The 8593-nt window shown below is 62.4% G+C and carries 11 protein-coding genes and 1 pseudogene; 8 read left to right on the forward strand and 4 right to left on the reverse strand.

Annotated elements, in window-relative coordinates; genetic code table 11:
- Nucleotides 1-22 precede the first annotated feature (22 nt).
- The 3 genes and pseudogenes from bchL to FLM9_RS08470 all read left to right on the forward strand — a co-directional run.
- Nucleotides 23-922, forward strand: coding sequence for a ferredoxin:protochlorophyllide reductase (ATP-dependent) iron-sulfur ATP-binding protein (gene bchL / locus FLM9_RS01435; RefSeq protein ID WP_074456934.1), 900 nt, complete (start codon nucleotides 23-25; stop codon nucleotides 920-922).
- Nucleotides 923-1196: 274 nt separating this feature from the next.
- Nucleotides 1197-1436 carry an ankyrin repeat domain-containing protein gene (locus FLM9_RS01440; RefSeq protein ID WP_074456928.1) on the forward strand — a complete coding sequence of 80 codons (240 nt, stop codon included), beginning with the start codon at nucleotides 1197-1199 and terminating at the stop codon, nucleotides 1434-1436.
- Nucleotides 1437-1623: 187 nt separating this feature from the next.
- A pseudogene (locus FLM9_RS08470) lies at nucleotides 1624-1834 on the forward strand (IS630 family transposase); the annotation flags it as partial.
- Here FLM9_RS08470 and FLM9_RS01450 read toward each other — a convergent pair.
- A complete protein-coding gene (locus FLM9_RS01450; RefSeq protein ID WP_257242947.1) occupies nucleotides 1833-2738 on the reverse strand; it encodes an urease accessory protein UreD in 906 nt (301 codons plus the stop codon). The pseudogene FLM9_RS08470 and the gene FLM9_RS01450 overlap by 2 nt on opposite strands.
- Between FLM9_RS01450 and FLM9_RS01455 the strand changes: the two genes are divergently transcribed.
- Nucleotides 2737-3309, forward strand: a complete 573-nt coding sequence (locus FLM9_RS01455) for a CIA30 family protein (RefSeq protein WP_257242948.1) — start codon at nucleotides 2737-2739, stop codon at nucleotides 3307-3309. The genes FLM9_RS01450 and FLM9_RS01455 overlap by 2 nt on opposite strands.
- Here FLM9_RS01455 and ilvD read toward each other — a convergent pair.
- The 3 genes from ilvD to upp all read right to left on the reverse strand — a co-directional run bounded on the left by ilvD (nucleotide 3302) and on the right by upp (nucleotide 6058).
- Nucleotides 3302-4978, reverse strand: a complete 1677-nt coding sequence (gene ilvD, locus FLM9_RS01460; protein ID WP_074456936.1) for a dihydroxy-acid dehydratase — start codon at nucleotides 4976-4978, stop codon at nucleotides 3302-3304. The genes FLM9_RS01455 and ilvD overlap by 8 nt on opposite strands.
- 63 nt (nucleotides 4979-5041) lie before the next feature.
- Nucleotides 5042-5353 carry a hypothetical protein gene (locus FLM9_RS01465; RefSeq protein ID WP_074456930.1) on the reverse strand — a complete coding sequence of 104 codons (312 nt, stop codon included), beginning with the start codon at nucleotides 5351-5353 and terminating at the stop codon, nucleotides 5042-5044.
- 48 nt (nucleotides 5354-5401) lie between these two features.
- Entirely contained in the window at nucleotides 5402-6058 is a 657-nt protein-coding gene (gene upp / locus FLM9_RS01470; protein ID WP_074456931.1) for a uracil phosphoribosyltransferase, read from the reverse strand.
- 67 nt (nucleotides 6059-6125) lie between these two features.
- Here upp and FLM9_RS01475 point away from each other — a divergent pair, with 67 nt between their 5' ends.
- From FLM9_RS01475 to FLM9_RS01490, 4 genes are all read left to right on the forward strand, one after another.
- Nucleotides 6126-6635: a pentapeptide repeat-containing protein gene (locus tag FLM9_RS01475; protein ID WP_074456932.1), complete on the forward strand. Its 510-nt coding sequence runs from the start codon at nucleotides 6126-6128 to the stop codon at nucleotides 6633-6635.
- Nucleotides 6636-6679: 44 nt separating this feature from the next.
- On the forward strand, nucleotides 6680-7303 hold the full coding sequence (locus FLM9_RS01480) for a HupE/UreJ family protein (protein ID WP_074456933.1): 624 nt from the start codon (nucleotides 6680-6682) through the stop codon (nucleotides 7301-7303).
- A 30-nt stretch (nucleotides 7304-7333) separates the two neighbouring features.
- A complete protein-coding gene (cobW, locus tag FLM9_RS01485; RefSeq protein WP_257242949.1) occupies nucleotides 7334-8440 on the forward strand; it encodes a cobalamin biosynthesis protein CobW in 1107 nt (368 codons plus the stop codon).
- Between the two features lie 28 nt (nucleotides 8441-8468).
- A partial coding sequence (locus tag FLM9_RS01490; protein ID WP_180365264.1) for a phosphoribosylformylglycinamidine synthase subunit PurS occupies nucleotides 8469-8593 on the forward strand: 125 nt, incomplete at its 3' end.

Consider the following 8593-nt stretch of genomic DNA (forward strand, 5'->3'; position numbering starts at 1 on the left):
CTCACCCCACCCCCACAAGACCATGACCGCCACCACCACAGCCACCCACCAACGTCATGAAGACGGAGAAGGGAGCGTTCAAGTCCACCAGGACAACAAGCTCAACATCGAAGAAGGCGCCCTGGTGATTGCCGTCTACGGTAAGGGAGGCATTGGCAAATCCACCACCTCCTCCAACCTCTCTGCCGCCTTTTCCCACCTGGGGAAGCGGGTGTTGCAGATTGGCTGTGACCCCAAACACGACAGCACCTTCACCCTCACCAAGCGCATGGTGCCCACCGTGATTGACACCCTGGAGGAGGTGGACTTCCACAGTGAAGAGTTAGAGGCTAGTGATTTTGTCTACACTGGCTACAACGGAGTCATGTGTGTGGAAAGTGGTGGCCCACCGGCGGGCACCGGCTGCGGTGGTTACGTCACCGGTCAAACTGTCAAGCTACTGAAAGAACACCACCTTCTGGAAGACACGGACGTGGTGATCTTTGACGTGCTGGGGGACGTGGTGTGTGGTGGTTTTGCCGCGCCCCTCCAACATGCCCACTACTGCCTGATCGTCACCGCCAACGACTTTGACTCCATCTTTGCCATGAATCGCATTGTGCAGGCGATCAAGGCCAAGGCCAAGAATTATCGGGTGCGACTAGGGGGTGTGGTGGCCAATCGCTCTCAAGATACTGACCAAATCGACCGCTTTAACGCCCGCGCTGGTCTACGCACCCTAGCCCATTTCAAAGCGGTGGATGCCATCCGCCGTTCCCGCCTCAAAAAGTGTACAATCTTCGAGATGGAGTCCAGTCCCGATGTCTTACAAGTGCAGCAGGAATATCTCAACCTGGCCCGTTGTTTGCTGGAAAGCGTCCAACCCCTTGAGGCGAAACCACTCAAGGATCGGGAGATTTTTGATCTGTTGGGGTATGATTGAGGGGGAGATCAAACGGATTTGTTCAGCAGTTTTTCTCTGGCACCGTTGTCCATGGGGCTGCCCAATCATGGGTAGGCTGATTTGATGTTTGGTCCCTATTAATGGTCTGCGCGCTGCCTGCCCGCGGGTTCAAGAACAGTGTCGTTCTCAGGCTGAAGCCTCTGCTAACGACTCCGGTTGTTCTGGGGTTATGGTCTGAAGTCCGGCGGCGGCTCTCCCCAATTGCGCAAGCTGGAACTCGGCAGACTTCTTCAAGGAGGCGTCAGCGGATTACGTGAATCATTGCCTATCGGAGGGTGCTGATCTCAACGCACGGGACAAATTTGAATCCACACCCCTCCACACGGCTGTGATGTTTAGCCAGACCCCGTCAGTGGTGCAGGCTCTGCTGGATGCTGGCGCTGATCTCAACGCACGGGACGAAGACGGAAAGACTGCCTTGGATTTAATCCCGGATGATTCTCCCCTCAGAGGCACTGATGCCTACTGGCAACTCAACAACGCTAGTTTCTAAGCGCGGATGGATGCGCCTCTCCCATTTCCTCAAACCACCATAGTGGCGAAGGCAGGCTTGAAAAGCCATCGGTTCCACGGTGCTGACTTGGCCTATCCGCCCCAGAGGAGGGAGAGCCAGTGTAGTGTCCTGCAGAAAGATTCTATAGGACGGGGGAGCAGGCTATGGAAGTGTCGGATGGCCACACTTCAAGATCTCCAACAATCCTTTCTTTGTGGATAAGGTGCAGGACATTGTGGGTCTTATAGCCGAGACCACCGGACCATGCCGTCGGGCTCTGCATAGACGAGAAGACGCAAATCCAGGCATTGGAGAGAACCCAACCCATGATGCCGTTGGGACTGGATTATGTGGAAGGTGTTACCCATGACTATAATTTTCGAGGTGTCCTGCTGCTCAAAGAGCAGACCATGCTTGAATTGGAACGGGCGGTAGGAGGGCATCCTGCAGGGGCCAGACACGGGGCAGAACAGGGGGCGGCTCACCCCGCCACTGGTGGATCAGGGTCCAAATGCGCACAAACCAGCAGCGGGCCGCCTGGGTGGAATCTCCCCGATAGCGGCAGCAGAGGAGATCTCCGCCGTCGTCGTGGATCACCCCCGCCTCCATCTCGCCCGAAAGGTCCCCACGGGCCTGGCGACAAGCGTCCAGGGCGGCGGCATCCAGCTGCGACCCACCGGCCCAGTTCAACATCCCCACCACCGGCTGTCCCGCCAGGCCGTGGAGCCGCTGCCGGGAGGCGCCGTTGAGAGCCATGGGGTCCCCCAGCAGGAGGCGCTGCCCACGCCACAGCTCCAGGCGAGAGCGCCAGCAGCCCCGTCCGATGGTCTCGTCCGCTGTAGTGCGCCCCAGCCGTACCACCTCTACCCCCAGCCAGGCGCCCGATCCCTTCAGCTCCACCCGTTGCTCCTGCTGCAACAAACCATTGGCAAACACCACCGTCTCCTGGGGAAACCAGCCGAGCCATGCCCCGTCCTCCACCTGAAAGGTGAGCCGTTGCTGGGCCCAGACGCCCTCCGGCTGGAGTCGGGAGCGTCCCACACTGCCGTAGATCTTCTGGGCTGCCACGCTGGTGAGCAGAGCGCGACTATGGGGCGCCAACTGGCAGTTGACGTGCAGCACGTCCCCCCCCACCAAACCACCTGCGGTGTGGAGGAGGGACAATTCACAGGTGCTGCCGTAGGTAACGGCACGGGACAACTTCAAGGGCGCCGTGCAGCCCCCCTGGTGAATGGTCCGCCCACCAGAGCGGTAGAATTGCAGGGAGGCGTTCCCTTGCCAGTATTGCCGGCCCATGGCCATGGCTTCTACGCTACTGTCCCCAATGCACACAACAACTCTGTTCCGTGGTGACGGCTTCGTGGGGTGGCAGGCCCTCAACGACACCGTCATGGGTGGTCGAAGCCAGGGCCACTGCCACTGTGGAAGCTGGGGATTGGAGTTCACGGCCCAGGTGGTGCAGCAGGGGGGTGGTTTTATCAGTTGCCGTTCTCCCGTGTTGTCTCCCCCCCTGGATCTGCGCCCCTTCTCTGCCTTGCGTCTCGTGATCAGTGGGGATGGGCGCCGCTACAAGCTGGGTCTCACCTGTAACGATCCGGTGAGCCGCGCCAGCGCCCTGATCCCCGGCGGGTTGCGGTGGGTGAGTGAATTTGACACGGCTGCCAAGGGCACCAGCACGGTGGTGGTGCCCTTGGCAGCATTGCGGCCGGTGGTGCGCGCCAAGCCGGTGGCCATGCCCATCGGCTTTGATGCGCAGCGGCTGAGCCGCATCCAGTTGCTCTATTCCCGTTTCAATGACAGTGGCGGGGAGAATCCGGGCTTTCAACCCGGTCCTTTGCGCTTTGTCCTGCACGCCATCGAGGCGATCATGTGAAGTCCCCATCCGTGACTGCACCACGGCTGCTGCTGCTCACCAGGCGGATGTATTTGCCCAGAACACCTCGACGGAAACGGGGCGCCGGTGGAGTCCAGCGGGCCCGCCGCTGCGCCAGTTCCCCATCGGACACGTTCAACTGCAACAGCCGCCGGGGCGCGTCAATGGTGATGGTGTCCCCTGCTTCCACCAGGGCGATGGCACCGCCCACGGCCGCTTCCGGCGCCACATGCCCCACCACCATCCCGAAGGTGCCACCACTGAACCGTCCATCGGTGATAAGCCCCACCCTGTCCCCCAGGCCGGCACCGATGATGGCGGACGTGGGTGCCAGCATTTCCCGCATCCCAGGACCGCCCTTGGGACCCTCATAGCGGATCACCACCACGTCCCCAGCCTGGATCGCGCCACCGAGGATGGCTTCCAGACACTCCTCCTCACTGCTGTACACCTTGGCAGGGCCAATGATGACGGGATGCTTGACACCGCTGATCTTGGCCACGCCGCCTTCTTCCGCCAGATTGCCCCGCAACACCGCCAAGTGGCCCGTTGAGTAGAGGGGGGTATGGATGGGCCGGATCACGTTTTGCCGGAGATCGGGCTGGGTGGGAATCTCCTGGAGCATCTCCGCAATGGTGCGGCCAGAGATGGTGGGGCAATCCCCATGGAGCAGCCCTTCCGCCAACAGCATTTTCATCACCTGGGGGATGCCGCCGGCCCGGTGCAGATCCACTGTTACGTAACGGCCGCTGGGCTTGAGATCACAGAGCACGGGGGTGTCCGCCCGCAAGATTTCAAAGTCCTCCAGGGTGAGGGGGACGGCGGCGGCGTGGGCCGCAGCCAGCAGATGGAGCACGGCATTGGTGGAGCCCCCCACGGCCATGACAACGCGAATGGCATTCTCGAATGCCTGACGGGTCATCAGATTCCGGGCCTTGATCTGCTGGGCAATGGCCTGCATCAACACTTCGGCCGAGGCGGCAGTGCTGTCTGATTTCTCAAAATCTTCCGCCGCCATGGTGCTGCTGAACGGCAAACTCATGCCCATGGCCTCAAAGGCGGCGGCCATGGTATTGGCGGTGAACATGCCCCCACAACTGCCGGCGCCGGGGCAGGCTTTTTTCTCCACAGCCAATAACTCGGCATTCGTGATGTGGCCCGCTGCATACTGACCTACTGCCTCAAAGGCGCTGACCACGGTGAGATCCTGGCCAGCGTGGTGTCCGGGCTTGATGGTCCCTCCATACACGAAGACCGCGGGAATGTTGAGGCGGGCCATGGCGATCATGGCGCCCGGCATGTTCTTGTCACAGCCGCCAATGGCCAGGAGACCATCCATGCATTGACCGTTGCAGGCGGTCTCGATACTGTCGGCAATCACCTCCCGTGACACCAGGGAATAGCGCATCCCGTCGGTCCCCATGGAGATGCCGTCACTGACCGTAATGGTGCCAAACACCTGGGGCATTCCCCCGGCTTCATGGAGGCTGGCCTCCGCCCGCCGGGCCAGGTCATTGAGGCCGATGTTGCAGGGGGTGATGGTGCTGTAGCCGTTGGCAATGCCCACAATGGGCTTGTTGAAGTCGGCATCACCAAATCCCACGGCTCGGAGCATGGCGCGGTTGGGTGTGCGGCGCACCCCTTGGGTGATGGCCGCGGAACGACGCATGGCTGGGGGGGCAGTGGCGGTTGTGGTGGTCATATAGGGGGATGGAGCACGGATGGGGAACCCTTACCCATCCTTGCCCATGGCCTCCAGTTGGCGCCGCACGTCTTCAATGGAGGCCTGGATCTGGCTCATGCGGTCCTCCAGGGGTTTGGGCAGACTCTTCCCATGGGCGACAGTGTTCTCCTCGTCATCATCCTTGTCACCATAATTCTCGTCACCGGTCATGCGCGGCATATGGAGCATGCGCCGTTGACGACTGGCCAGGCGGTCACGCTGCCTTGGGGCCAGCAACAGCCAGGCCATGGCCACTCCACCCAGAACGGCTCCATAGACCATGGCCGTGAAGATGGTGCTGCTTGCCGGTCGATCCGTCATGGTGTTGCCCCGGATTCCCTGTCACGTATTGCCATTATTGAAGCAACCTCAGTCGCCAGTGCCAAACAGACGGTCACCCGCATCCCCCAGACCCGGCACAATGAACCCTTCTGGATCCAGCTCCGGGTCAATGCAAGCGGTGGTGATCACCAGATCGGGGAAAGCGGACCCAATCTGCTGCAGGCCTGGTGCGGAGCAGAGCGCTGTAATCACCCGTAGCCGTTGCCCTTCCACGCCCATGGTTTTCAAGCGCTCCAGCACGGCCGTCATGGTGGTGCCCCTGGCCAGGATTGGGTCAAGCACCAACACCCCGGTTTTTTCGCCGATGGCGTCCGGCAGACCGTTGTAATACCACTGCACTGTGCCCGCCTCCTGGCCACGACGGAGCCCCACATGCCAAATCCGGGCGTGGGGCAGCACCGACTGGGCGCCGTCCCAGAGACCCAAACCAGCCCGCAGAACAAGCACCACGGCCAAATCCACGGTCTGATCCACCACGTGGCCTGTGGTTTCCCCCAACGGCGTGGTGACCGTCATGGTGTGATGGGGGAGCCAGTCCCGCAGGGCTTCGTAGCTGAGCCAGCGGCCCAACTCCTGCAGCGCAGTTCTAAACAGGGGGGCCGGTGTCCGGGCATCCCTGGCCACGGTGAGCCAGTGGTCAATAAGGGGATGAGGAGGCACCACAACCCGCAGTGTCAGCGCCATGGGGCAATCCTCTCCAAAGGGTTCGCTAGTCTGCCCTTGCCAGGGTACTGGGACACGGGGGACAACCATGGTTCATTTACGGCGTCTGCTGGGATTGGCGGTGGCCTTGCTGCTGATCCTGCTGACCCCTACTCCAGGGTGGACGATCACGGCGCCGGAGTTGCGCGGCGCCGGTGCCAATGCAGTCATCAAACCGGACATGCATGGGCGCCAACTGCAGGCGGTGGAGTACATCAAGGCGGACTTGGCAGGGGTGGATCTTTCCGCCAGCAACCTCACTGGCGCAGTGTTCAACACCTCCAACCTGAGCGGCGCGGATCTGCGGGGCGCCGTTCTCCGGGACGTGGTGGCCTTTGCCAGCCGATTCAACGGCGCCGATTTGCGAAATGCCGTATTAGAAAACGGGTTGTTCATGCAAAGCAGCTTTACGGATGCACGCATCAGCGGAGCTGATTTCACCGATGCTGTGGTGGATCGGAGCCAGTTGCCGCAGCTTTGCCAGCGGGCTGACGGCCACAACAGCATCACGGATCGGGATACACGGGCCAGCCTCAACTGCCCCCAGCCTAAGGGCTGATCTCTCGAAATCCTGGCACAATGTTCACTCCCTCGACGTCCTGGATGGTGCTGCGTATCGCGCCCTTGGTGATGGGTGGCGTTGCTGCGCTCGCTGCGGCGCTGCCCGGCTGGGCCCACCACCCTTTTGAGGGTGTGGAGCCCCAAAACCTCAACCTGTTTCAAGGCCTGGTGAGCGGTCTGGGGCATCCTCTGCTGGGGACCGACCATCTGGTCTTTCTTCTAGCCATTGTGATGATCACTGCGCTCACCACACGGCGCTGGCTGCTGCCCCTGTTGGCCAGTGGGCTGGCGGGCAGCGGGTTGGCAGTGCTCTTGAGCGCCGCGCCAGAACCCGGCCTGGGCCTGGCGCTGGAGTTGGCGGTGGCGTTGAGCCTGGCAGTGGCTGGCCTGGCGCATCGGGGCTGGTTGCCCGCCTGGTTGCTCCTGCCCCTGATGGGGGTCCATGGGTTCCTGTTGGGGGAGCCCATGATCGGGGCTGAGCCAACACCGCTGCTGGCCTACGGGCTGGGGTTGTTCTTGTCCCAGGGCGCCCTGCTGCTGGTGGTGAGCGCCCTGCTGGCCCGATCCAGGAGCATTCTGGCGCTGTTGCAGAAGCTCCGCCTGGCCACCGCAACCCTGCTGATGGTCCTGGGGGTGATCTGGACCATCCAGGTCTTGCGAGGTTAAGCCCTTGCCGTTTCCGCTCCAGACTGTCCAATGATGACCAATCGCGACAAGCTTCCCGTCACCGTCGTCACGGGCTTCCTGGGCGCCGGGAAAACCACCGTCCTCCGCCATATGCTCAGCCAGCAGAAGCGCCGCTTGGCAGTGCTGGTCAACGAGTTTGGTGACGTGGGCCTGGATGGCGCCGCCTTGGCAGATTGCGGCGTCTGTGACGAGGAGTCCACCGGCACCACCAGCAACGACCCCAGTCCCGATCCTGGACGCCCCACCGTGGTGGAGTTGGCCAATGGCTGTCTGTGCTGCACGGTGCAGGAGGAGTTTTTGCCGGTGATGCTGGAGTTGCTGGAGCGGCGTCAGAGCCTGGACGGCATCGTCATTGAAACCAGTGGTCTGGCCCTGCCCCAGCCGCTGCTGGATGCCTTTCGTTGGCCCGAGATCCGTACGGCTGTCACGGTGGATAGCGTGGTGACCATGGTGGATGGAGAGGCCCTGGCCGCGGGCAGCGTGGTGGGGGATGCCGCAGCGGTAGAGCGCCAGCGCCAGGCCGATCCGGAGCTGGACCACCTCACCAGCCTGGAGGCCCTGTTGGCGGACCAACTGCGCAGTGCAGACGTGGTGCTGGTGAGCCGCGCCGATAAGCTTTCCGCCCATGGGATGGCCGCTGTTCAAGCGCGCATCCGTCCCCACCTGCGCCCGGGGGTACCGGTGCTGCCCAGTCACCGCGGCACTGTGCCCCCCGAGGTGTTGTTGGGTCTGGAGCGTGGTGCGGAGGAAGACCTGATCTGGACAAGCCTGCACCATCCTGCTGGCCAGAGTGACGACCATGACCACCATGGTGACCATCACCATGCACCCATCGTCAGCGCCGCGGTGAAGCTGGATGGGGCCTGGGATCGCCAGCCTCTTGAAGCACTGCTGCGGCAACAATTCACGGCCATGGGCTTGCTGCGGGCCAAGGGCCATGCCGCCATTGCCGGTAAATCCCTGCCGCTGATGATCCAGGCCGTGGGACCCCGCCTTGAGACCTGGTACCAGGCCAGATCTGACCACCAGGGCGGCTTGACCATAGTGCTCATCGGCTTGGCGGTGGATCCTGCTCCCCTGCGTATGGCCCTGGCGGACCTGCGTCTGCCATCCTGAAGATAGGCCCCCAACACCACCTGTCGCCATGCCCCGTTTCCATGCCACCGTCCGGGTGGGTCTGCGAGCATCGGTTCTGGATCCCGCTGGGGACGCCGTCTGTGCGGCTGCCCAACGGTTGGGCCATGGCGCCATCCAGTCCATCCGCATCGG

This window comes from Candidatus Synechococcus spongiarum, from assembly GCF_900047545.1.
In the GTDB taxonomy this organism is placed as follows: Bacteria; Cyanobacteriota; Cyanobacteriia; order PCC-6307; family Cyanobiaceae; genus Synechococcus_B; species Synechococcus_B spongiarum_C.